The 22,988-nt window shown below is 46.4% G+C and carries 16 protein-coding genes, 1 tRNA gene and 3 rRNA genes; 3 read left to right on the top strand and 17 right to left on the bottom strand.

The features are described 5' to 3' along the window. Positions 1-2: 2 nt before the first annotated feature. Positions 3-2,342: an ATP-binding protein gene (locus BS614_RS03500; RefSeq protein ID WP_074096673.1), complete on the bottom strand. Its 2,340-nt coding sequence runs from the start codon at positions 2,340-2,342 to the stop codon at positions 3-5. Positions 2,343-2,674: 332 nt separating this feature from the next. Here BS614_RS03500 and tadA point away from each other — a divergent pair, with 332 nt between their 5' ends. Continuing rightward, positions 2,675-3,181 (top strand): tRNA adenosine(34) deaminase TadA, encoded by a 507-nt coding sequence (gene tadA / locus BS614_RS03495; RefSeq protein ID WP_074092936.1) that lies wholly within the window; start codon positions 2,675-2,677, stop codon positions 3,179-3,181. Positions 3,182-3,224: 43 nt separating this feature from the next. Continuing rightward, positions 3,225-3,794: a GNAT family N-acetyltransferase gene (locus BS614_RS03490; RefSeq protein WP_074092935.1), complete on the top strand. Its 570-nt coding sequence runs from the start codon at positions 3,225-3,227 to the stop codon at positions 3,792-3,794. 260 nt (positions 3,795-4,054) lie between these two features. On the opposite strand, the gene BS614_RS03485 is transcribed toward BS614_RS03490, so the two are convergent. The 13 genes from BS614_RS03485 to BS614_RS03430 form a co-directional block, all read right to left on the bottom strand. Beyond that, on the bottom strand, positions 4,055-5,149 hold the full coding sequence (locus tag BS614_RS03485) for a hypothetical protein (RefSeq protein WP_047841148.1): 1,095 nt from the start codon (positions 5,147-5,149) through the stop codon (positions 4,055-4,057). Positions 5,150-5,384: 235 nt separating this feature from the next. Beyond that, a complete protein-coding gene (locus BS614_RS03480) occupies positions 5,385-5,537 on the bottom strand; it encodes a small acid-soluble spore protein P (protein WP_036607296.1) in 153 nt (50 codons plus the stop codon). Between the two features lie 21 nt (positions 5,538-5,558). Then, positions 5,559-5,735, bottom strand: a complete 177-nt coding sequence (locus BS614_RS31760; protein ID WP_017691325.1) for a hypothetical protein — start codon at positions 5,733-5,735, stop codon at positions 5,559-5,561. 29 nt (positions 5,736-5,764) lie between these two features. Beyond that, on the bottom strand, positions 5,765-6,103 hold the full coding sequence (locus BS614_RS03475) for a hypothetical protein (protein ID WP_036607297.1): 339 nt from the start codon (positions 6,101-6,103) through the stop codon (positions 5,765-5,767). Between the two features lie 192 nt (positions 6,104-6,295). After that, positions 6,296-6,384: transfer RNA gene (locus tag BS614_RS03470), tRNA-Ser, on the bottom strand. Between the two features lie 196 nt (positions 6,385-6,580). Further along, positions 6,581-7,864, bottom strand: coding sequence for a serine--tRNA ligase (serS, locus tag BS614_RS03465; protein WP_017691327.1), 1,284 nt, complete (start codon positions 7,862-7,864; stop codon positions 6,581-6,583). A gap of 273 nt (positions 7,865-8,137) precedes the next feature. Then, on the bottom strand, positions 8,138-8,728 hold the full coding sequence (pdxT, locus tag BS614_RS03460; RefSeq protein ID WP_036671585.1) for a pyridoxal 5'-phosphate synthase glutaminase subunit PdxT: 591 nt from the start codon (positions 8,726-8,728) through the stop codon (positions 8,138-8,140). Positions 8,729-8,945: 217 nt separating this feature from the next. After that, positions 8,946-10,334 carry a D-alanyl-D-alanine carboxypeptidase family protein gene (locus BS614_RS03455; protein WP_074092934.1) on the bottom strand — a complete coding sequence of 463 codons (1,389 nt, stop codon included), beginning with the start codon at positions 10,332-10,334 and terminating at the stop codon, positions 8,946-8,948. A 416-nt stretch (positions 10,335-10,750) separates the two neighbouring features. Beyond that, positions 10,751-12,208: an IMP dehydrogenase gene (gene guaB, locus BS614_RS03450; RefSeq protein ID WP_036607306.1), complete on the bottom strand. Its 1,458-nt coding sequence runs from the start codon at positions 12,206-12,208 to the stop codon at positions 10,751-10,753. A gap of 367 nt (positions 12,209-12,575) precedes the next feature. Next, positions 12,576-12,692 (bottom strand): 5S ribosomal RNA (gene rrf / locus BS614_RS03445). Positions 12,693-12,770: 78 nt separating this feature from the next. After that, positions 12,771-15,696: ribosomal RNA gene (locus BS614_RS03440) — 23S ribosomal RNA — on the bottom strand. A 314-nt stretch (positions 15,697-16,010) separates the two neighbouring features. Next, positions 16,011-17,563, bottom strand: a 16S ribosomal RNA gene (locus BS614_RS03435). The 16S, 23S and 5S rRNA genes sit together here, the layout of an rRNA operon. Positions 17,564-18,004: 441 nt before the next feature. Next, positions 18,005-18,556 (bottom strand): hypothetical protein, encoded by a 552-nt coding sequence (locus BS614_RS03430; protein WP_074092933.1) that lies wholly within the window; start codon positions 18,554-18,556, stop codon positions 18,005-18,007. Positions 18,557-18,642: 86 nt separating this feature from the next. On the opposite strand from BS614_RS03430, the gene BS614_RS03425 reads away from it, so the two are divergent. Then, entirely contained in the window at positions 18,643-19,233 is a 591-nt protein-coding gene (locus BS614_RS03425) for a TetR/AcrR family transcriptional regulator (protein WP_074096672.1), read from the top strand. Positions 19,234-19,318: 85 nt separating this feature from the next. Here BS614_RS03425 and BS614_RS03420 read toward each other — a convergent pair whose 3' ends face one another. The 3 genes from BS614_RS03420 to greA all read right to left on the bottom strand — a co-directional run bounded on the left by BS614_RS03420 (position 19,319) and on the right by greA (position 22,967). After that, positions 19,319-20,656 (bottom strand): TrkH family potassium uptake protein, encoded by a 1,338-nt coding sequence (locus BS614_RS03420; RefSeq protein WP_074092932.1) that lies wholly within the window; start codon positions 20,654-20,656, stop codon positions 19,319-19,321. 203 nt (positions 20,657-20,859) lie between these two features. Further along, positions 20,860-22,371: a lysine--tRNA ligase gene (gene lysS / locus BS614_RS03415; protein ID WP_074092931.1), complete on the bottom strand. Its 1,512-nt coding sequence runs from the start codon at positions 22,369-22,371 to the stop codon at positions 20,860-20,862. 116 nt (positions 22,372-22,487) lie between these two features. Next, positions 22,488-22,967 (bottom strand): transcription elongation factor GreA, encoded by a 480-nt coding sequence (gene greA, locus BS614_RS03410; protein ID WP_036606099.1) that lies wholly within the window; start codon positions 22,965-22,967, stop codon positions 22,488-22,490. Positions 22,968-22,988 lie beyond the last annotated feature (21 nt).

The following is a 22,988-nucleotide window of genomic DNA, read 5'->3' as shown; positions in this document are numbered from 1 at the left end:
ATCTATTTCTCTTCATCTGTAAGTGGTTGATCCGTTACCTGATCTACCTCAATAACATCCGTTTGTTGCTCGGATGCAGGCAGTTCAATAATAACCGTTGTTCCCTTGTTCATGACGCTTTTAATATCCATCATGCCCTTATGTGATTGAATAATGCGCTGACTGACCATCAGGCCAAGCCCTGTTCCAGACTCTTTATTCGTAAAGAAAGGCTCCCCAAGCTTGGGCATCATCTCTTCCGGGATACCGATCCCTTCATCCCTGATCTCAATTCTGACGCGTTTCGATTGCTCGTCATGCTTGAGCTTGATATGGATGTTTCCTCCATTTGGCATGGCCTCCATACCATTTTTCAGCAAATTGATGAATACCTGCTTCAATTGGTTCTCTTCACAGTGTACCATAGCCGAATCGGATGAGGCACGCAGTACAAATTCTACACCATGCAGATGCGCCTGACTATCCAATAACGAGATGACATCGCCAAGAATAAAACGAATGTCCCGATTCTGAAAATGAACCGCCTGCGGTTTCGCCAGAATCAGAAATTCACCAACAATAAGGTTGATTCGATCCAGCTCCGATAACATCAGATCCAGATGACGATGATTCAGCTTGTTGCTCTCTTGCTGTAACTGCAGGAATCCGCGCAGCGTGGTCAGTGGATTACGAATCTCATGTGCCACACCTGCTGCAAGCTGGCCCACGGTTGTTAGCTTCTCAGAACGTCTCAGCAGCTCTTCCATCCGATTACGGCTTGTAATGTCCCTGGAGACACTAATGAGCGCGGTAATCTCTCCAGCCTCGTCTCGTACCGGAGCCGTACTGACACTGACCTCTACTCGGGTCCCGTCTTTCTTCATCCAGGTAGTTTCGTTGGACGTAATGGACATCCCCTCAACGAGTTGGGCATGCTGACGTTTCATTTCTTCTTCTGCCTCTGGCGGGATGATCTTCAGATTACGACCTTCCACCTCACGACTTCGAAAGCCATATAATTGTTCAAATGCCCGGTTAACCCGCAGCACTTTTCCTTCAAGATCCGTAATGTGAATGGCATCCGCTGTCTGATTGATAATGGACTCCAGATGTTCTTTCACCGCCCGATTCTCTTCATACATCTGTTTCAGACGACTCGTATAATGGCCCAGATTACGAATCATGGCATTAATACGATTGGCCAGTTGGCCAAGTTCATCTTTCCTCTTTACTTTCAGACGGAAATCAAAGTGCCCATCCGCTACATCATTCACTTTGCCCAGTATGGATTGGATCGGACGCGTAATATACCCTGCGAGCAAATAGCTGCCAAAGATCACAATCTCCAGCAAAACCAACGATATGGAGGCATGGCTCACCAACTGCTCAGATACCATGGAGGATATTTGCTTATAGTCCATGACAATACTGATCACATAGGAAGACTGATTGGGTGTGAAAATGGGAATAAAACTCTTCAGTACCTTCTGTTCGTGCGTTTCACTGACAAAAGATACATTTTGCCCTGTTCGAATGGCGCGCACCACAGCACGATGATCCTCATCCGTAGAACCATACTGGTATGTACCAAAACGAATCGGTCTGTTATTCAACTTGCTAAAGTTCGAATCTCTTCCGTCATCCCCCATGTTCGGGCTGCCAAAAGTCAACGGATTGATGCCTGTAATCTCCAGAATGGAGGGATTGACCTCACGAATTTTATTTAAAATCTCATCCGGACTAGAGATTTTCACATAGTCATCAACTTCCGTATTATTATAGAAGGGATTGATTATGTAGTTTCTCTTTCCATCATGGTAATAACCCCAGATATCAATATCCGAAGGACTGGATGTCGAGTATTCGAATCCATCTGACCAGAAATGCTCCAACTTCTGCCCTTGGGGAATCGTCACCTGTTGTTTTTCAAACAATTGCTTAAAGGCCTGATACCAATAAGTCATGGATTTGGTGGACAGCCCGATTTCTCTCGGATCTGAGGAGCGGCTAACAACGATGTCATCATCCGTCTGCTCCATTAACGAAATATGTGAGACGCCGACCTTTTGGCTCAAGCGTACAAGTTCTTCATTTGTGATATTATTAATATCCGGGTCCAATTCTTCCGCTGCCATGACAGCAGCAAGCCACAGATTGTTTCCAATCTGCCGTTTTACATAATCCGAACTGTATTGATTCTGTTCGACAGCAATTGCAATCTGCTTTGCAGTGAGCACCATCTTGGTTTCACTGTCCTGCCTCAGATTCTCTTCTGTAGTATAATAACTCAGTGCGATATTCAACACTAAAATAACGAGCACTGAGCACGACATAATCATGGATAATTTCGTTTTAATAGACAAGTTTTTTTGTTCACCTCTCGGCTTGTACCCTCTGGCGATATATGGCAAAACCTATCTCCATCATAACGCTTGTATGTCTTTTTGAAAAGGATAATTGACCTGTGTCCAAAAGTTACCGAATGACTGAAAAGCTCGAAATTCGTTGTTTTTTGCATTTTCGAACTCTACAATGAAATTAATCACTATATTTATCCACATACCCACAGGCTTGTGGATAGTTTGTTTATAACTATGTGAGCAACTACACGGTTATCCACAATTCTATACACAACATGTTAACAACCCGAATATTTGTTCGCTGAATAAACGATTTTGGAAGGAGTTATATAGTAATGAATGACCATTCTCTCCAGCCCGATCTTGCGCATTTATCTGAAGAGGCTCAACATGAGCACTGGATGCGAGAGGCCATTGCCGAGGCCTACAAAGCTGAAGCTCTTGGGGAAGTTCCGATTGGAGCTGTAATCGTACAAAATAACCAAATTATTGGTCGGGGATACAATCTGCGTGAAACTACACTGGATTCCACCGCCCATGCAGAGATGGTGGCTATTCGTCAGGCCAGCGAGACCATCGGAGCTTGGCGTTTGTTGGATTGTTCTCTGTACGTCACACTGGAACCTTGTCCAATGTGTGCAGGTGCAATTGTACAATCCAGGGTCCCCCGCGTAATCTATGGTACGGCTGATCCCAAGGCAGGCTGTGCAGGTACACTGATGAACCTGCTACAGGAGCCTCGTTTTAACCATCGCACCGAGGTGGTCCCGGATATCCTTCAGCCCGAATGCTCTACGATGCTAACTCAATTTTTCAGAAGTCTGCGCCAAAAGTTAAAGTAGTCACCGACTACAAACATCCCAATTAGAAAGGAAGTGTGCTGTAATGGCACTAACACTCTATGATACAGCCAATGGCATAAGCCTTCGGTTGCTCACCCCCCAGGATACACAGTCCTATTTGGACCTGATTCAGATCACACGTGTCCCATACCAGTCTGTAGAACCCGTGCGAGACGATGAGTTCTATACACTGGATGCTCAGACTCGGCGGATTGAGGATCGGGTCAAGGCAGCAGAAGATGGTACAGGATATCAATTTGGAATCTATACTATTAAAGACAGCCTGTTGATTGGACAAGTAAGTATCAACAATGTCGTATTGGGCGTTGCCAATTATGCGGATATGGGTTACTTTATCCATCCGGATTATCAGGGTGGCGGACGAATGACAGCAGCGGTTAAACTGGCCGTAGCTTATGGCTTCCGTGCGCTGAAGTTAAATCGGGTTCAGGCTGCGGTATTACCCTCCAATAAAGGTTCACAGCGCGTACTGGAGAAGAACGGATTCCAGTTTGAAGGTACTGCTCGCAAATACCTCAAGATCAACGGCAAATATCAGGATCATCAGATCTATGCTGTACTTGCTGAAGACTTGGACGAACTTACAAACTAATTAAGAAGAAACGTATCCTCACGACCGTCTGTATTTCCAATTCAACAATATACAAATTTAATGTACAAAACCGCACTACCCTAGTTATGTAGGAGAGAGTGCGGTTTTATTTGAATAGATATTACCAGCCGCAATTCAAATTCAAAGATCATTATTTTGCGTATATCCCCTCTTACGCTGTCTAACAAAAAAACCGCCTGTACCCAAGCGGAAGGAGATTATCCTTCACTTGAATCACAGACGGTTTGAACTCAGCGAGATTAGTATCCGTATGAAGCGTTCATCAATTCTTCGAACTCTTGCATAGTAATTACGTCATCGCCAGTAGGGATGTTGATTTTGAATGCTGCTTTTTCGTTAATCTTGGTGTACGTATTGGAACCGGTAAATGCCAATTTAACTTCATCTTTTGTACCTTCTGGCTTGATCAGCACGTCAGCGACCATCTTTTGATATACAGGGAAGTCGTTTTTGTCCAATGCGAAATCGATGTTGAATTGGTTGATTGTCAGAACATCTTTCAATTTATCCAAGTCTTTAGCCATTTCAGCCTGATCTGCTTCAGTGATCTTCAGATCTTCTTTAGCTTTATCGATATCAGCCTGATCCATTTGCAGCATTTCACGATATTCCTCTTTGGACAGAATATCCAATACTTTAGGCATAGCTTTTGTTACCAGTACAGTAACTGCTTCTTTAACATTGTCATTATTCACCGAGAATTGTACAACTTGCTTCGCATCTACACCTTCAGGAAGTTTTGCATCTTTGGTGTCTAGATTTTTGAAGAATTTGGCTTGATCGTACTCGCTCAGCACTGCGTCCATGACTTCGTTGCTCAGCTTTTGCGTTTTGGCTGCGTCCATAGCATCAGGGTTCCATTCTGTACCCTCTTGCTCAGCCAGTTCTTTCAGGTCAAGTTCCAGGAATTTGCCTACAACGTTCTCCGGAATCGGGAAGAACGGAATATTCGGCACTTTCACATAGAGTTTCTCTGCCGTCATCACCATTGGGATGTTAAAGGTCATACCCATGTCGCCTTTAAGCTCGATGCCAAGAGTCATCTCTGTCTGCATAGGCTCACTTTGGTATACACCTGTTACATTCAACTGAGCATCCTTCAGCATGCTCATAAACTGAGTCATGGTAGGATCAGTTTGTGAAGCATCCCCAGGTTTATAGCTCAATTCATTAATAGTGAAATTAGAACTCATTTCATACGAAGTCAATTTGGAAGCATTGGCCGCAGCCGTCTTCAATGCCTCTTTTGGTTCCTGCTTGCTGCTACATGCTGTTAATGCCATAGATACGGTCAACAGCAACGTGAGAAGAAGCGCCCCCATACGTTTAGTCATTTGTTTCTCTCCTCTCGTGATAACCCCAAAAAAAAGTAATTCAATATCAATGATATACCATATCACCAGATACCGAAACCTAATTTGGGAAAAATGTGATCTTTCCTCTTTAAAATGGCTACAAAGACCTATGTCAGCTTTGGGAATAACCATGTGCCTGTCTTTATATATGTATGAATACGCAAAAGCCCCCTGTTAGGTAACAAGGGACTTTTGCGTGAATCTGTTTCTTCTATTAACCTTGGGGATTCAAATGATCCACATGATTTTGATTTTTCACTTTTTTGGAACCGGATAATGGTTCCTGCATGGAAGAGCGTTTGGATGAATGACGATGCTGTTCGGATGCTTGCGCTTCCGGTACGGGAATTGTTTTTGGTTTGCTCATATTATTGCCCCCTCATCATTGTTAGGAATGGGATGGGTCCCTATCTTCCGTTTTGTCATGATTCAGTGCATCCTGATGACGGCGATCATTAATATCTTGCTGAATTTGCTGGGCATGATGACTGTTTACGGCAGGCTGCTCCAGATCATCGACTACATTTTGCAGGTTTTTGTCTACTCCCGCTTTGGCTTTAGTCAATTGAGTTCACTCCTTCAGATTTCAGGCTATTATCTCGTCTGGGATTGTAACGACTGGGCGCATTCATGAATGTGCCGTGTATAATCGTGAGCCAGTTCCTGAATCGGTTCTGTACGCTCATCCGTCGTTCGTCCATCCCGTTCCACATCAATCAGCTGTACGCTGACTTCACGGGAATCGACATATGCACATTTGAAATCAAAAGAGTACATCTCGTGCCCTGCTGTAGCAATGTGTATCCGAATCGCCTGCTGATCGGCTTCGTCGGCCATTACCTGAGCCTGGTCTCCAACATTCAGGACTTGAGGCAAACGTTCTTGCCAAGCCCCTACAAGCTCTGTCTGATCGATGTTTAACTCGCGGTTCATCTTACCACCTCCACTTCTATAAAGTGCGGCGATGAAGATGTTTTTATACATATTAGCCTTATTCAAAATATAACGTTGTACTGTGCAACCTATTCATCGGTCACCAAATTGTATGCTCACTACGCTGGACAAACTCACAACGCAAAAAAGGACCCGAGCGATATCGCTCGAATCCTTGTTATAAGTGTAGTATGGCGGAGAGGGTGGGATTCGAACCCACGTGGAGTTGCCCCCTAACGGTTTTCAAGACCGCCCCGTTATGACCGCTTCGGTACCTCTCCAGGGAATTAAGTTTTATAAACTTGCCACAAAAAGTATCATACCACATCTCGACATTATAATGCAACCTTTTATATTAAAATTGATGATCCCGTATCAGACAACTGCCTCAGTTATACAAAACACTCCAATCCGCCATTCCGAAATGACGGATTGAATTTGTATTCCCCTTGATGAGGATGGCTAGCTAACTCTTACTTAAGAGCGACGTGCAATCACACTTGCACCGCCCATATAAGGACGCAATGCTTCAGGAATGACAACCGTACCATCTTCCTGTTGATAGTTCTCCAGGATAGCGGCTACCGTCCGCCCAACCGCCAATCCTGACCCGTTCAATGTATGAACAAATTCCGGTTTCGCTTTTGGTTCTCTGCGGAAACGGATATTGGCACGACGTGCCTGGAAGTCCTCACAGTTGGAGCACGAAGAAATCTCACGATAAGTGTTGCTCTCAGGCAACCACACTTCAATATCATACGTTTTAGCTGAAGTGAAGCCCATATCTGCCGTGCACAATGTCAGGACGCGATACGGCAAGCCCAACAATTGAAGCACACGCTCCGCATTTTGGGTCATTTGCTCCAGCTCTTCATACGAAGTCTCCGGAGTAGATAGCTTGAGCAGCTCTACTTTGTTGAATTGATGCTGACGAATCAATCCGCGTGTATCCCGTCCAGCCGAACCGGCTTCAGAGCGGAAACAAGAGCTGTATGCCACAAAGTGCTTAGGCAATTGATCTACATTCAGAATCTCTTCGCGATGATAGTTCGTTACCGGAACTTCAGCAGTAGGGATCAGATAATATTCGGTATCTTTCAACTTGAACAGGTCTTCTTCGAACTTAGGCAGTTGACCTGTTCCAAACAAGCTGTCCCGATTAACGATGTATGGAGGCAGAATCTCTTCATATCCATGTTGATCGCTGTGCAGATCCATCATGAAGTTAATCAATGCACGTTCCAGACGTGCGCCCAGACCTTTATAAAAGGTAAAACGGGAACCTGTTACTTTGGCAGCCGCCTCAAAATCAAGAATATCGAGATCCTGCGCAATTTCCCAGTGTGCTTTTGGTGCAAAAGTAAATGACTTCGGCTCTTCCCAACGACGAATCTCAACATTGTCGTCTTCAGAAGCTCCAATAGGTACACTTTCGTTAGGAATGTTCGGAATCGCCATTGTGAGATCATTGATCTTCACTTCCAGTTCCCGAACTTCCTCGTCCATGGCTTTGATTCGATCAGACACTTCGCGCATCTCCACAATCAGATCATCAGCATTCTCACGATTCTTCTTCAGTCTAGCAACTTCCGCGGAGACTGTATTCCGACGGCTCTTCAGTGTTTCACTCTCTTGAAGCAATTCCCGACGCTTGGCATCCATCTCGGTAAATCCAGCGATAAGATCCAGCGATTTGCCACGTTTAGTCAATGCTTCTTCTACACGTGCATACTCATTCCGCAATATTTTCACATCAAGCACGATATACCCCTCCTAAATAACCTCACAACGTGAAGCCTTATGTTAAATCCATTCTCAAAACTCTACTGTATACACCTTACTATATACTTATCGGAACCTGTAACCCAAAAAACAACCTATATCCCCCTTGTCACCCTCCGCTGCGATTCCCGCTATGAAGCAGATACAGGCAACATCAGGCATCCGTTCAGATGCAACTGCCAACCAGCGGCCTTATACGGCTTCTGGTGAAGTGATCCGATGACCGGGAGATCATAGGTTGTACATCATGCATTATTTAGAGTCTACCGTGTGTTTGTAGGATCTGGCCATGTCTACAAAATAAGTATGCAGACGATAGTCATCCGTCAATTCCGGATGGTAGGAGCAAGCCAGCAAATGTCCCTGACGAGCCGTAACAATCTCATCCTTGTATGTGGAGAGAACCTCCACCTGGTCTCCGACACTCTCGATCAAGGGCGCCCGTATAAATACAGCCCTTACCGTTTCCTCAATACCTTTGACTGGCAAATCCGTCTCAAAACTCTCTCTCTGCCGTCCAAATGCATTTCGGGATACAGTCATATCCATTAGCTCCAAATGAGCTTCTTCTTGCCCTGCAATGTGTTTAGCCATAACGATCAAGCCAGCACAGGTACCAAATACCGGTTTGCCCTCAGCAGCAAACGCCCGAATGGCATCCATAAACCCATACTTGCGCATCAGTTTACCGATCGTCGTGCTTTCCCCGCCAGGAAGGATAAGACCATCCAAGTCCTCCAATTGCTGAACCTGTTTGATAGCTATACCTTCTGCTCCAGCACGTTCAATACTTCGAATATGCTCTGTGACAGCTCCTTGAAGTGCTAAAACGCCGATCTTCATACGCTCATTCCCCTTCTCTTACCAGCCACGATCTTGCATATGGTAAACGAACATTGTACTTTTTTACTTCATCATACGTGAATTCTAACTTGATATTTTACCGGAAAAATTGTAAATATACAATCCATCCGGTCGGAATAACTTGTATTTTGTCAATGATATGACCATGTAAGCATTAAAATCATGATCATACTCTTTCCATAAAGTTTGCTATGGACTAAAACAGGTTTTTAATCCCGTCAAAGAGATCCACAAAGAAATCCTTCACAGCACGGAAGAACAAACGGAACCATCCACCTTTTTCAGCCTCTTCAGCAGTGATCAAGTTCACTGTTTTTTCCTGTGGCTCAATTCCATCTGCTTTATACGTGTACGTTACTGTACCAACCTTCGTACCTGCCTTGATTGGTGCTACCAACTTGTCAGCCTCAGTTACGTTGGCTTTGAACGTCACATTCAGGTTCTGAGTACCTTTGGGTACAACGAAACTTACCGCATTATCTGTTACAACAGGAACGGTTGTTTCTTTCCCTTTTTTCAAAGGTACCGCTTCCCAGCCCGTCACTTTGGTCTTGCCTGCAACAGCCTGTTTCACTTCAAAGTTGTTAAATCCATAGTCCAATACCTTTTTAGTTTCTCTGAAACGTGCGGATTCCGAATCTGTGCCCATAACAACACTAATTAGACGCATACCGTTACGTTCTGCTGTACCTGTAAAGTTATTACCTGCGTTCGTGGTATGGCCTGTTTTCATTCCATCCAGACCTTCATAGGCATAGCTTTTGAAATTGGTTATATTTTTATTCGCTTCCAGCATCCAGTTGTAGTTGATAATTGGCGCTTTATCATTAGGACGGAATTTGTAGGATTGAATCGTTGTAAATTCTGTGTAGTCCGGGTGATCCATAATGATATAACGGCACAGAATTGCAGCATCCAGTGCGGACATCACTGTTTCTTTATCTTCAGCTGGACGGAAGTCGGCAGGCATATCTGCTCGATCGAGACCGGAAGAGTTGATGAAGAAGGTATCCTTCATGCCCATACGCTTCGCTTCATCATTCATCATTTTCACGAAAGCTTCTTCCGAACCCGCAACATACTCAGCCAAAGCAACCGTAGCATCATTGGCAGAGCCAACAGCCATAGCAATATAGAGATCCTTAACTGTGTGCTGGTCACCTTCCGCCAGGAAGATACGTGATCCGACACTTTGTGCAGCATTCTTTTTAACAGTTACAATATCGTCCCAGCCAAATTTACCTTGTTTGACCTGTTCTGCGACAATGTACTCTGTCATCATCTTGGTCATACTGGCAGGTGGCATCGCTTTATCCGCATCAACATTTAGTAGAATCTGTCCCGTTGAGGCTTCCATTAGCACCGCAGATCTAACTTCAAGCCCAAGCGAGTCTACCCCAGGCACCTGTATAGCTTTCTCCGTCTTCGTTGTTGTTGCCGCAGCAGTCAGAACCTGACCGGAGTTGTCCGCAGCAGCCATGACCGGCATTACTGCAGACATACAAAGCATGTTAATTAGCATTACCGAGGCTACGCTCTTTTTGAGCATTTGGCGTTTCTTTTTATTCATGTGTTTGGCTTTCAATGATGAATACTCCCTTCGATCCAAAGCATTGTTAATTGCTTCAGTGCAGCTTATGCTGCGATTTTCTTGTTCCCTAACCTGTGTGTTTGATGTATGAGATGTGTGCTATATGCGCTGTATCGAACGAGCAATATTATAGCTCCTAAAGTTCGTTATCGATTGTCACTTAGTCCGCATTTTTCAAATGCTTATGTAAAAGGACGTCCGCGCTTCTGTATAACTGGCAGCCTTTACTGGCACTGAATTTGCTTTTCAAAACCATATTCATAGATTCACGTCAAATAGCCGCCGCAACGCCTTAATCCACCCATGGATCGTCACCGCTTGTTCTATTCTATCACAGGGGTATCTGCAAAAAAAGACAGACCCGGTGAAAATCACCGAGCCTGTCCTGGAAATGATTAACTCTCTTCAGATTACAACGAGTAGTTAGGTGCTTCTTTGGTAATCTGTACATCATGGGGATGACTTTCGCGCAGTCCTGCACCTGTAATTCGGATAAAGCCTGTATCGTTACGAAGTTGCTCCAAGTTACTTGTACCACAGTATCCCATACCCGAACGCAGACCACCAATCAGTTGGTGGATCGTATCAGACAATGGTCCTTTGTAAGCGACACGACCTTCAATTCCTTCCGGAACCAGTTTCTTGTCATCATCTTGGAAATAACGATCTTTACTACCTTGTTTCATTGCAGCCATTGAACCCATACCGCGGTATACTTTGTAGCTACGTCCTTGGAAGATTTCAGTTTCTCCCGGGCTTTCTGCTGTGCCGGCAAACAAACTTCCCAGCATCACCGCGTGTGCGCCTGCAGCCAGTGCCTTCGTAATTTCACCAGAATATTTAATTCCGCCATCCGCGATAATCGGAACTCCATATTCGCGTGCCACTGTTGCACAATCGTAGACTGCAGTTACTTGAGGTACACCAATACCAGCGATAACACGTGTTGTACAAATCGAACCTGGACCAATACCTACTTTGACTACCGAAGCCCCTGCTTCGATCAGGTCACGAGTGGCTGCGCCAGTAGCGACGTTACCTGCAACGATGGTCAGACTAGGGAAACGTTCACGAAGCTGACGTACAGCTTCAATGATATTGATGTGGTGTCCGTGAGCCGAGTCTACCGTAATCAGGTCGACACCAGCTTGTACCAAAGCATCTGCACGTTCAAATGTATCTTTGGAAATACCAATCGCTGCACCAACCAACAAACGTCCTTGAGCATCTTTGGCTGCATGAGGGAATTGAATGGCTTTCTCGATATCTTTAATCGTGATAAGACCTTTCAACGTGTTTGTCTCATCAACTAATGGAAGTTTCTCAATCTTGTGCTTCTGAAGGATACCTTCAGCTTCTTGCAGTGTAGTGCCAACAGGAGCGGTAACCAGATTCTCATGAGTCATGACTTCGCTAATTTTGATGCCGTAATCATGGATAAAACGCAAATCGCGGTTGGTCAAAATACCAACCAGCTTCTGGTCTCCTTCAATAATAGGTACACCGGAGATCCGATATTTCGCCATTACTGCTTCCGCATCAGATACCAGATGATCTGCCGTCAGTGAGAACGGGTTTGTAATAACACCACTCTCCGAACGCTTAACACGATCTACTTCTTCTGCCTGTTGTTCAACCGACATATTTTTATGAATAATACCGATACCGCCTTCACGTGCAATGGCAATAGCCAATGTCGCTTCTGTTACTGTATCCATACCCGCACTGATCAAAGGAATATTTAGCTTTACAGTATCACTCAAACGAATAGATACATCTACTTCTTTAGGCAGTGTCTCGGATTTCCGTGGCACTAGCAATACATCATCAAAGGTGAGGCCTTCCTTACCAAATTTATCTTCCCACACGCAAGTGTTCCTCCTTATGTTTGCTCAGCTTTACGGTCCAAAACCCGAAGATTCCAGGCTGTATTTTACGCCGAAAATACGTTTTCTGAAAAATTTATTATTGCCATCTTAGCAAAGCGATATTTAGACTGTCAAGGAAAAGTACTTGGTTATATCAGGTGTATTGCCTGATGAACACAACTGTTTTTCCAGAGCGGACAAGTCTAGTTATTACGCAAAAAAACGTCAATTCGTATCGAATAACGTTACCTGTATACATCCTATTGTGCTGATAAATCAACAAATTCAATCTGTATTTTAATCCCATACTGCATAATAAAAATATATAATAAAAACCACCACCGAATAACATCGGCAGTGGTTCTTTGCTTGGCGGCGTCCTACTCTCCCAGGACCCTGCGGTCCAAGTACCATCGGCGCTAGAGGGCTTAACGGTCGTGTTCGGGATGGGTACGTGTGGAACCCCTCCGCCATCGCCACCAAACGCATAGCTTAGCTTACATTCAGAGATCGTTCTCTGAAAACTAGATTCGAAACGAAACATGCGAATGACAACTTGCTATTGGATAAGCCCTCGACCGATTAGTACTGGTCAGCTCCATGCATTGCTGCACTTCCACCCCCAGCCTATCTACCTCGTCGTCTTCAAGGGGTCTTACATACTGGGAAATCTCATCTTGAGGGGGGCTTCACGCTTAGATGCTTTCAGCGTTTATCCCGTCCGTACATAGCTACCCAGCGGTGCTCCTGGCGGAACAACTGGTACACCAGCGGTACGTCCATCCCGGTCCTCTCGTACTAAGGACAGCTCCTCTCAAATTTCCTACGCCCACGACAGATAGGGACCGAACTGTCTCACGACGTTCTGAACCCAGCTCGCGTACCGCTTTAATGGGCGAACAGCCCAACCCTTGGGACCTACTTCAGCCCCAGGATGCGATGAGCCGACATCGAGGTGCCAAACCTCCCCGTCGATGTGGACTCTTGGGGGAGATAAGCCTGTTATCCCCAGGGTAGCTTTTATCCGTTGAGCGATGGCCCTTCCATGCGGTACCACCGGATCACTAAGCCCGACTTTCGTCCCTGCTCGACTTGTAGGTCTCGCAGTCAAGCTCCCTTATGCCTTTGCACTCTTCGAATGATTTCCAACCATTCTGAGGGAACCTTTGGGCGCCTCCGTTACTCTTTAGGAGGCGACCGCCCCAGTCAAACTGCCCACCTGACACTGTCCCCGCACCGGATTACGGTACCAGGTTAGAACCTAGATACGATCAGGGTGGTATCCCAACGTTGCCTCCACGCAAGCTGGCGCTCACACTTCAAAGGCTCCCACCTATCCTGTACAGATCGTACCCAAATTCAATATCAAGCTGCAGTAAAGCTCCATGGGGTCTTTCCGTCTTGTCGCGGGTAACCTGCATCTTCACAGGTATTAAAATTTCACCGGATCTCTCGTTGAGACAGCGCCCAAGTCGTTACGCCATTCGTGCGGGTCAGAATTTACCTGACAAGGAATTTCGCTACCTTAGGACCGTTATAGTTACGGCCGCCGTTTACTGGGGCTTCGGTTCACAGCTTCGGATTGCTCCTAACCACTCCCCTTAACCTTCCAGCACCGGGCAGGCGTCAGCCCGTATACTTCGCCTTACGGCTTCGCACAGACCTGTGTTTTTGCTAAACAGTCGCTTGGGCCTTTTCACTGCGGCCCCCTCGTGCTATTCACACTACCGGGGCACCCCTTCTCCCGAAGTTACGGGGTCATTTTGCCGAGTTCCTTAACGAGAGTTCTTCCGCGCGCCTTAGAATACTCTTCTCGCCTACCTGTGTCGGTTTGCGGTACGGGCACCTTCACCTGGCTAGAGGCTTTTCTTGGCAGTGTGAGATCATGACCTTCGCTACTATAATTTTCGCTCCCCATCACAGCTCAGCCTTACAATGTGCGGATTTGCCTACACATCAGCCTTACTGCTTAGACGGACATCCATCAGTCCGCGTCACTACCCTACTGCGTCCCCCCATTGCTCATAACGGCTTACGGTGGTACAGGAATTTCGACCTGTTGTCCTTCGACTACGCCTTTCGGCCTCGCCTTAGGTCCCGACTTACCCTGAGCGGACGAGCCTTCCTCAGGAACCCTTAGGCTTTCGGCGGATCAGATTCTCACTGATCTTTTCGTTACTCATACCGGCATTCTCACTTGTATAATGTCCAGCGCTCCTTACGGTACACCTTCAACCCTTATACAACGCTCCCCTACCCCTGATGCAAAGCATCAAGCCATAGCTTCGGTGGTGTGTTTAGCCCCGTTACATTTTCGGCGCAGAGTCACTCGACCAGTGAGCTATTACGCACTCTTTAAATGATGGCTGCTTCTAAGCCAACATCCTGGTTGTCTGTGCAACTCCACATCCTTTCCCACTTAACACACACTTGGGGACCTTAGCTGATGGTCTGGGCTGTTTCCCTTTTGACAATGGATCTTAGCACTCACTGTCTGACTCCCGGAAGTAAGTCTATGGCATTCGGAGTTTGACTGAGCTTGGTAACCCTTGCGGGCCCCGCACCCAATCAGTGCTCTACCTCCACGACTCTGTTTTCCGAGGCTAGCCCTAAAGCTATTTCGGGGAGAACCAGCTATCTCCGAGTTCGATTGGAATTTCTCCGCTACCCCCACCTCATCCCCGCATTTTTCAACATGCGTGGGTTCGGGCCTCCAGTGCGTGTTACCGCACCTTCACCCTGGACAGGGGTAGATCACCCGGTTTCGGGTCTACGTCCACGTACTACATCGCCCTATTCAGACTCGCTTTCGCTGCGGCTCCGGCTCTTCACCTTAACCTTGCACGGGAACGTAACTCGCCGGTTCATTCTACAAAAGGCACGCCATCACCCCTAAAACGGGCTCTGACTTTTTGTAAGCACACGGTTTCAGGTTCTATTTCACTCCCCTTCCGGGGTGCTTTTCACCTTTCCCTCACGGTACTGCTTCACTATCGGTCGCTAGGAAGTATTTAGCCTTGGCAGATGGTCCTGCCGGATTCATACGGGGTTTCACGTGCCCCGCACTACTCGGGATCCGTCTCGGAGGGAACAGACTTTCAACTACAGGGCTTTTACCTTCTTTGGCGGGCCTTTCCAGACCTCTTCGCTTAACCGGTTCCTTTGTAACTCCATGTGAGACGTCCCACAACCCCAAAGAGCAAGCTCTCTGGTTTGGGCTTCTCCGCGTTCGCTCGCCGCTACTGACGGAATCACTATTGTTTTCTCTTCCTCAGGGTACTTAGATGTTTCAGTTCCCCTGGTATGCCTCTACACAACCTATGTATTCAGTTGTGAGTAACTGGAAATTACCCCAGCTGGGTTTCCCCATTCGGACACCCCCGGATCAAAGCTTGCTTACAGCTCCCCGAGGCAGTTTCGTTGTTCGCCACGTCCTTCATCGGCTCCTAGCGCCTAGGCATCCTCCGTGTGCTCTTAGTAGCTTAACCATTTTGTTCCGGTTTCGGTCGCTCGCTTCCCTTGGTTTGGACTACGTCCAAATCCAAAAGTCGCTCTCACCCGATACCATCACAAAAGCAATTTAACTACCTTTATAAACACTTCACTTGTTTACACAAGTTCAGCTTAAAGGAATGTTCTAATTCGCGTTTGTTTCGTTTCGATATCTAGTTTTCAAAGAACAAGCTCCATGCAAAAGCAAGCTGTTTGAGAGTTTGAGCTCTCAAAACTGAGCAACGAGTGAGTGTTTTGCAGCTAAGCTGCATATTTGAATGTTTCCGTTGCAGGAAACGATTCTCCATAGAAAGGAGGTGATCCAGCCGCACCTTCCGATACGGCTACCTTGTTACGACTTCACCCCAATCATCTATCCCACCTTCGGCGGCTGGCTCCTTGCGGTTACCCCACCGACTTCGGGTGTTATAAACTCTCGTGGTGTGACGGGCGGTGTGTACAAGACCCGGGAACGTATTCACCGCGGCATGCTGATCCGCGATTACTAGCAATTCCGACTTCATGCAGGCGAGTTGCAGCCTGCAATCCGAACTGAGACCGGCTTTGTTGGGATTGGCTCCATCTCGCGATTTCGCAGCCCGTTGTACCGGCCATTGTAGTACGTGTGTAGCCCAGGTCATAAGGGGCATGATGATTTGACGTCATCCCCACCTTCCTCCGGTTTGTCACCGGCAGTCTATCTAGAGTGCCCACCCGAAGTGCTGGCAACTAAATATAAGGGTTGCGCTCGTTGCGGGACTTAACCCAACATCTCACGACACGAGCTGACGACAACCATGCACCACCTGTCTTGAATGTTCCGAAGAAAAGGTACATCTCTGCACCGGTCATTCAGATGTCAAGACCTGGTAAGGTTCTTCGCGTTGCTTCGAATTAAACCACATACTCCACTGCTTGTGCGGGTCCCCGTCAATTCCTTTGAGTTTCAGTCTTGCGACCGTACTCCCCAGGCGGAGTGCTTAATGTGTTAACTTCGGCACCAAGGGTATCGAAACCCCTAACACCTAGCACTCATCGTTTACGGCGTGGACTACCAGGGTATCTAATCCTGTTTGCTCCCCACGCTTTCGCGCCTCAGCGTCAGTTACAGCCCAGAGAGTCGCCTTCGCCACTGGTGTTCCTCCACATATCTACGCATTTCACCGCTACACGTGGAATTCCACTCTCCTCTTCTGCACTCAAGTCACCCAGTTTCCAGTGCGATCCGGGGTTGAGCCCCGGGATTAAACACCAGACTTAAATGACCGCCTGCGCGCGCTTTACGCCCAATAATTCCGGACAACGCTTGCCCCCTACGTATTACCGCGGCTGCTGGCACGTAGTTAGCCGGGGCTTTCTTCTCAGGTACCGTCACCTTGAGAGCAGTTACTCTCCCAAGCGTTCTTCCCTGGCAACAGAGCTTTACGATCCGAAAACCTTCATCACTCACGCGGCATTGCTCCGTCAGGCTTTCGCCCATTGCGGAAGATTCCCTACTGCTGCCTCCCGTAGGAGTCTGGGCCGTGTCTCAGTCCCAGTGTGGCCGATCACCCTCTCAGGTCGGCTACGCATCGTCGCCTTGGTGAGCCGTTACCTCACCAACTAGCTAATGCGCCGCAGGCCCATCCCCAAGTGACAGATTGCTCCGTCTTTCCAGTTTCCTTCAGGCGAAGAAAACAATTATTCGGTATTAGCTACCGTTTCCGGTAGTTGTCCCAAACTTGAGGGCAGGTTGCCTACGTGTTACTCACCCGTCCGCCGCTAAGTATCAAGGAAGCAAGCTTCCTATCAACTCCGCTCGACTTGCATGTATTAGGCATGCCGCCAGCGTTCGTCCTGAGCCAGGATCAAACTCTCCAATAAAGTATTGAAAAGAGCGATAAGCTCATTTTGAATCTGACGAGATTAAAAATCTCATTTGTGCTCCAGTCGATTCAAGCCAAGGCTTGTTTCAAACTTTCGCGTTCATTCTGCAAGCAGAATGTTTACTCACTCGTTGTTCAGTTTTCAAAGATCAAACTTATTTCGTTACCGAATGTTGTTCTCTTCAGCAACTTTTATATCTTATCACATCCGAACCAACTTTGCAAGCTCTTTTTTTAAAGTTTCTTTCGAAGCTTATTTCATTTGCTTGCCGCACCGTGTAAACCGTGTTTTCTTGGCCGGAATTAGAATATACCATGTGCAGATATTGAATGCAAGTCTTTTTTTGAAACTATATTAACAATCGGATTGATCTAATAACGGACGTACATATGGTATTCTCCCAACTTAGCAAGTTCATACGCACGTCCACCTAACTTTTTAATGTTTAACATTCCTAGCAGGAACCTTTCTTGGCCATAAACTGTAACTAAAGCTTATCAGAAAATCGATTCCGAGTATCATTCCCCACACTCTGATCAGATTATTGAAGACAGCTGTACGTTCAGCATCTCCAATCCACCATATCATGGCGAATAGAAAAGCACTTCCTATAGCCCAAGCCAATAGATGTCTAAACCATCCACTACGCTCACGACTCGCATGTTCTCTACCATATAACTTGTTACTACGAGGGTTTTCTCCACCTTTGAACCAATATAGGAAATATCGATCCGCCCAAGCGATCATCTGGTGACCATAGGCAATGCTTGCTCCTATATACACCGCAGCTATACCATGAATCATACTTGCTGTAGCTCCTCGCTGTAGATCCATAACTGTAGCTACCAGCAATAACAGATCGATAACCGGCGTCGCCATTAACATACCGATGCCTAATCGCTTCATGCCAAGGAGATACCTGACACTCAGACCCGCGAACACAAACACCCAAAAGGCAATCTCACAACCTATAATGAAATAACCAATCATTTCAGCCTCTCCTTTTTTGATACAAATGTATTAAATATAATTTAGCACGTGTGTACTATAATAATCAACAGTGATATAATATGCCTATGCCTAAAATTGTTGATCACGATAAACAGCGCGTGCTCGTGGCCGAGGCAGCTTGGCGTATTATACGAAGAGATGGCATGGAACAGGCCTCTGTTCGGAATATTGCTGAAGAAGCTGGAGTTTCGGTCGGTTCGATGCGTCACTACTTTTCTACTCAATCGGAACTACTACGATATGCCATGAATTTGGTATCTGAACGGGTGTCTCATCGAGTCCAAAAAATGTCCTTTACCGGCTCTCCCATGGACAATGTGAAATGCCTATTGCTCGAATTCTTACCAAACACAGAAGAAAAACTGGCCGAAATGGAGGTGTGGTACGCTTTTACAGCCAGATCGAAAACCGATTCTACACTCAAAGAACTTGCTAATACCGTATATGATGAACTCAGACAAGCTGTAGGTTCTGTTATCAACTACCTGATAAAGCACGACCTCTCCAGACCCGATCTGGACAAAGAACTGGAGATCGAGAGATTGTATGCACTGGTAGATGGCTTAGGCATACATACCGTGCTTAGACCGGATCAGATGAATGCCAAGCTCATGGACGATGTTCTCACTTTGCATCTTGCTTCCTTGTGCCGTTAAACCAAAAAAACCGCAGCACATTCGTTGTGACTAAGGCCCGTTACGATAACAGGAGTTAGTTCTGAATGTCTGACGGTTTTTCTTTTTATCCGATAATGATCCGGCCCTCCGGATGACGATACAGTTTCTTCTCTTTGCGCGGACGAAGGGCATACGCGATGGTTAATGGCCCAATCCGACCTACAAACATGGTAAAGGTAATAATGATTTTTCCCCAATTGGTCAACTCATCAGTCACTCCCACAGAAAGACCCACGGTACCGATTGCGGATGCAGCTTCAAACATCAGTGAAAGGAATGGCTCATCCTCTGTCGTAAGCAGAAGCATCACCACGATCATGAATATGATCAGAGAAACCATAATAATGGTCAACGCCCTCATCAGCAGTTCTTTCGGAACACGCTGGCGGAAAAACACAATATCCTTATTTCCCCGAATCATGGCATACACCGCACCAATCATGATCAGGAATGTAGTCGTCTTGATTCCGCCCCCGGTCGATCCTGGGGAAGCCCCGATAAACATCAGCAGAATGAAGAAGAATTGGGTAGCCTGCCTCATCTCCGTGATATCGATTGTACTCGTTCCCGACGAACGTGTAGAGACAGACTGGAAGAAGGACGCATAGATCTTCTCGCTCCATGTGAGTGAAGCCAGTGTATGTCCATTGGTGAATTCGAAAACAAACAACACAATCGCTCCTATACCGATCAGCGCTCCGGATACAGACAGCACCAGTTTGGACTGAAGAGATAGACGGCGGCGTTTGCGATACTCGAACAGATCATTTAATACAACAAAACCCAACCCACCAGAGACAACCAGCACAGAAGCGGTCACATTGAATATCCAATCTCCAGTATAGTATTGAAAGCTGTTGCCAAACAGATCAAATCCGCCATTATTAAACAATGAAACGGAATGAAATATTCCATAGTATACGGCCTGACCCAATGGCATCTCCGTTGCCCAGCGCAGCGCTAGTATGACAGCAGCCACCCCTTCAATGGTAAAGGAGAATATCAACACCTTGCGGATAATGCGTACTATCCCTTCCATACTGTCTGCATTAATGGCTTCTTTGAGTAATAACCTGTCCTTGAGTGAGATTCGCTTGCCCAATACAAGTGCAAAGAGAGTAGCCATGGTCATGAATCCGAGTCCACCAAGCTGCATTAATACCATGATGACGAACTGACCAAACAAATTAAACGTTGTCCCTACATCCACAACAACCAATCCAGTCACACATGCAGCAGAGGTTGATGTAAAGAGCGCGTCAATAAACGCCAAATGTATGCCGCTTTGGTTGGAGATTGGCAACATGAGAAGCACCGTTCCAATCGCAATGATAAGCAGAAAACCACCGACCAGAATTAACGGAGGAGATAAGAATTTGGCAAAGTGAAGCCTGAACTTCATGAAGGGCACCTCTTTTAACAAAAATACGAACAGTTAATCTAACAATTTCAAGACGCGGTGTTACCCTAATGATGTGCTGTGAGCAAGGGCCATCTGACAAACTTTATTTTTAGCGTCTATGTAAACCTAAAGAGGAACTTGCCCCAGCATGATACTGAACGGCAGGTTCCTCTTCTATTATGAACGTATCCTACGTTCCTTATTTAATCTTGCGTACGAGGACGCATGTGCGGGAAGAGCAGTACGTCACGAATCGATGGGGAGTTGGTAAGCAGCATGATCAGACGATCCACCCCGATTCCCAATCCGCCTGTTGGTGGCATACCATATTCGAGCGCACGGATGAAGTCGTCATCCATCTCATGAGCTTCGTCGTTCCCATGTTCTTTCTCCAGCATCTGTGCTTCAAAGCGCTGACGCTGATCGATTGGATCATTCAGCTCTGTGAAGGCATTGGCATGCTCGCGTCCAACGATGAACAATTCGAAGCGATCCGTGAAACGCGGATCTACATCATTTTTCTTCGCTAGTGGCGAGATTTCAAGAGGATGTCCCATAATGAATGTCGGTTGAATCAACGTCTCTTCTACAAATTCTTCAAAGAACGCGTTCAGAATATGACCAAATGTCATATGTTTTTCAACCGGAACCTTATGTTCCTTCGCCAAGTTATGCGCTTCCTCATCCGTCATGTGTACGGAGAAGTCAACGCCCACAACTTCCTTAACTGCATCCACCATCGTAACACGGCGCCACTGCGGCGTAAGATCTACTTCATAATCTCCATACTGGATCACTTGCGTACCCAGTACTTCCTGTGCAATATGAGCAACCAGGTTCTCCGTCAATTGCATAATATCCTTGTAGTCGGCATATGCCTCATACAATTCAATCATGGTGAACTCCGGATTGTGACGTGTGGACATACCTTCGTTCCGATATACACGGCCGATCTCGTATACCTTCTCCAGTCCGCCAACAATCAGACGTTTCAGGTGAAGTTCAATCGCAATCCGCATGTACAGTTCCATATCCAGCGCATTGTGATGTGTGATGAACGGACGTGCTGCCGCTCCTCCTGCGATGGTATGCAACGTAGGTGTTTCCACTTCCAGATATCCAAGGGAATCCAGGTAACGACGCATCGATTGAATGATTTTGGAACGTGCGATAAAGGTCTGTTGTACGTCCGGGCTCATAATCAGGTCAACATAACGCTGGCGGTAACGCAGCTCTACGTCAGTGAGACCATGGAATTTATCCGGAAGCGGATAGAGCGATTTGGACAGCACTTCAAGATCTTTCACTTTGACAGAAGTTTCACCTGTTTTGGTCTTAAAGATCACACCTGTTACCCCAACGATATCGCCAAGGTCCAGCAGGCTAAATGCCGCATACTTGTCTTCAGGCATGCTATCCTGACGAACATAGATCTGGATTCTGCCGCTCAGGTCCTGAATATGTGCGAAGCTTGCTTTACCCATTCCCCGCTTCGCCATAATCCGTCCGGCAATACTGACTTCGATGTGCTTCTCTTCCAGCTCTTCCTTGGTCAGTTCTTCATACTTCTTCAGAATGGAGCCGGCTTCTTCGGTACGTACGTATTTTTGGCCAAAAGGGTCGATTCCCAATTTGCGGAGCTCGTCCAATTTGTCACGGCGAATTTGTAAAAGCTCGCTAAGTTCGGTTTCCTGATTCAAGACTTCATCCGTCATGATCTGTATTCATCTCCTTATTTACATTGCAGGCATCGTGAGAGGACGTTTTTCCTCTAATGTTGAAAAAGCTTCCCTAAGGAAGCTTTTGTTTACCGCGCCCAACTGCTTCGTTGCTATAGCTTTTTAATGTCCATAATTTTATATTGAATTACGCCAGCAGGCACACTTACATCAACAACTGTACCTTTTTTCTTGCCGAGAATCGCTTTACCTACAGGGCTCTCGTTCGATATCTTGTTCTGAAGCGGATCTGCCTCCGCAGTACCTACAATCGTATATTCCGTGATGTCGCCAAACTCCAGATCTTCTACAGTGACGGTTGCACCCACGCTTACGGCATCGGTATCGATCTCGTCGCTGTTAATAATCCGCGCGTTACGAAGCAATTTCTCCAACGTAATTACACGTCCTTCAATGAAAGCTTGCTCATTCTTCGCGTCTTCGTATTCAGAGTTTTCACTGATATCTCCATACCCGATGGCTACCTTAATCCGTTCAGCCACTTCGCGGCGCTTCACTGATTTCAATGTTTCCAATTCTTCTTCCAGCTTCTTGAGTCCTTCTGGTGTAAGGATAACTTCCTTGTCGCTCATCTCAACCGATTCTCCTGTCAT

Source organism: Paenibacillus xylanexedens (genome assembly GCF_001908275.1).
GTDB lineage: Bacteria > Bacillota > Bacilli > Paenibacillales > Paenibacillaceae > Paenibacillus > Paenibacillus xylanexedens_A.
This window is presented reverse-complemented; position numbering and strand designations above follow the sequence as displayed.